The organism is Actinomycetospora sp., assembly GCF_055612215.1.
In genome coordinates this window covers 1-2,162 of sequence record NZ_JBVPVA010001111.1, presented here as the reverse complement: position 1 = coordinate 2,162, position 2,162 = coordinate 1, and the positions used below count along the sequence as shown (strand labels likewise).

Sequence of the window (2,162 nt, the reverse complement as noted above, 5' to 3'; positions counted from 1 at the left end):
TACCACCTCATCGCCGAGCTCGCCTTCGACTCGCTCGAGTCGCTGCAGGCCGCGCTGGGCTCCGCCGAGGGCGAAGCCGCCGCGGGTGACGTCCCGAACTTCGCGACCGGCGGCGCGACGATGCTGGTGGCGCACGACTAGGTGCCGAAGGCTCGTGAGCACTGTCCGGTGTCATAGGCCCGGAAAGTGCTCACGAGCGCGGAGCGCACCTATCGGACCTGGTGGGGCAGCCGGCGGATCGTGCCCTCGGCGCGCAGGTCGGCGAGGGTCGGGTAGCCGTCCACGGCCATGATCAGGTCGGTCTCCGCGAGGACCGAGCGCAGGTGGTGCACCACGCCGTCCTCGCCGCCGAGCGCCAGTGCGTAGGCGTACGGCCGGCCGAGGCCCACCGCGGACGCCCCGAGTGCGAGCGCCTTCGCGACGTCGGCACCCGAGCGGACCCCCGAGTCGAAGAGCACGGGCACGTCGCCCGCGGCCGCCACGACGTCGGGCAGCGTCTCCAGTGCCGGCAGCCCGCCGTTGGCCTGGCGTCCGCCGTGATTGGAGCAGTACAGCCCGTCGACGCCGAGCTCGACCGCGCGCCGGGCGTCGTCGGGATGGCTGATCCCCTTGAGCAGGATCGGCAGGTCGGTGGCCTCGCGCATCCAGGTGAGGTCGTCCCAGGAGACGCTGTTGCCGAACTGGCGCGACCACATCCCGACCGCCCCGCGCAGGTCCTCCTCCGGGGGCGCGTCGAGCAGCGCCCGGAACGCCGGGTCGGAGAAGTAGTTGGCCAGGCAGTGCCCGCGCAGCTGCGGGAAGTTCGCGGTGTTGAGGTCGCGCGGGCGCCAGCCGGTGACCCAGGTGTCGAGGGTGACGACGAGGGCCGAGAAGCCCGCCTTCTCGGCCCGCTGGATCAACGAGACCGCCACGTCCCGGTCCTTCGGCGTGTAGAGCTGGAAGAAGCCCGGGGTGTCGCCCAGGGCGGCCGCGACGTCCTCGAGCGGGTCCTGCGAGAGCGTCGACATCATCATCGGCACCCCGGTGCGGGCGCAGGCCCGGGCCACCGCGAGGTCGCCGTGGAAGTCCTGCGAGCAGATGCCGATGACGCCGATCGGACAGCAGAACAGCGGCGTCGGGAGCTCGATGCCGCACAGCGTCGTCGTGAGGTCCCGCTCGTACGCGCCGGCCATCATCCGCGGCACGATCCCCCACCAGCCGAACGCCTCGGCGTTGCCGCGCTGGGTCCGCTCGTCCCCCGAGCCGCCCGCGACGTAGTTCAGGATCCAGTCGGGCAGGGCCGCCGCGGCCGCCTGCTCGAGCCCGGCGAAGTCCACCGGCCACCGGGGCAGCACGCCCTTCAGACCGGCCCCGTAGATCTCCAGCTGGTAGTCGCCGTACTGCATCGTCGGCCTCCCGGTCTCGTGCCCGCCCCGGCAACCTAACCTGATCGTCGTGGAAGAGGCGGCGCTCGTGGCCCGGCTGCGGGCCGCCGGATGCGTCTTCGCCGAGGACGAGGCCGCGCTGCTCCTCGCCGACGCACCCGACCCCGGTCACCTCGAGGCGATGACGCTCCGCCGGGTCGCCGGCGAACCGCTCGAGCACGTACTGGGCTGGGCGGAGTTCCGCGGGCGTCGGGTCGCCGTCGGGCCCGGGGTGTTCGTGCCGCGGCAGCGCAGCGGGCTGCTGGTGGACCGCGCGGTCGCCGCGGCCCGGCCCGGCGCGGTCGTCGTCGACCTGTGCGCCGGCTCCGGGGCGCTCGGCGCGGCCGTCGCCGCGGAGGTCGGCGGCGTCGAGCTGCACGCCGCCGACGTCGGCCCCGTCGCCGTCGCGTGCGCCCGACGGACGCTCCCGCCCGGTGCGCACGTCCACCTCGGCGACCTCGACGCCGCCCTGCCCGCCATGCTGCGCGGCCGCGTCGACGTCCTGCTCGCCTCGCCGCCCTACGTGCCCACCGCCGGCCTCCCGACGATGCCGCCCGAGGCCCGCGACCACGAGCCCCGCACCGCCCTCGACGGCGGCGGCGACGGCCTCGCCGTCCGGCGCCGGATCGCGGCGCTCGCCCCGGCCTGGCTCGCCCCGGGCGGGGCCCTGCTCCTGGAGTGCGCCGCCCACCAGGGCGACGCGGCCCGCGACGCGGTCGCCGCGGCCGGTCTCGCCGCCACGGTGGAGCACGACGACGA

Annotated in this window: 3 protein-coding genes; 2 read left to right on the top strand and 1 reads right to left on the bottom strand. The window is 75.3% G+C overall.

The window, feature by feature from the left end:
- Window positions 1-9 precede the first annotated feature (9 nt).
- On the top strand, window positions 10-141 hold the full coding sequence (locus tag AC0CYZ_RS29965) for an EthD family reductase (RefSeq protein ID WP_472221759.1): 132 nt from the start codon (window positions 10-12) through the stop codon (window positions 139-141).
- Window positions 142-209: 68 nt separating this feature from the next.
- Here AC0CYZ_RS29965 and AC0CYZ_RS29960 read toward each other — a convergent pair whose 3' ends face one another.
- A complete protein-coding gene (locus tag AC0CYZ_RS29960) occupies window positions 210-1,385 on the bottom strand; it encodes an alpha-hydroxy-acid oxidizing protein (protein ID WP_472221758.1) in 1,176 nt (391 codons plus the stop codon).
- Between the two features lie 49 nt (window positions 1,386-1,434).
- Here AC0CYZ_RS29960 and AC0CYZ_RS29955 point away from each other — a divergent pair.
- The coding region (locus AC0CYZ_RS29955) for a putative protein N(5)-glutamine methyltransferase (RefSeq protein WP_472221757.1) at window positions 1,435-2,162 on the top strand (728 nt) is incomplete at its 3' end.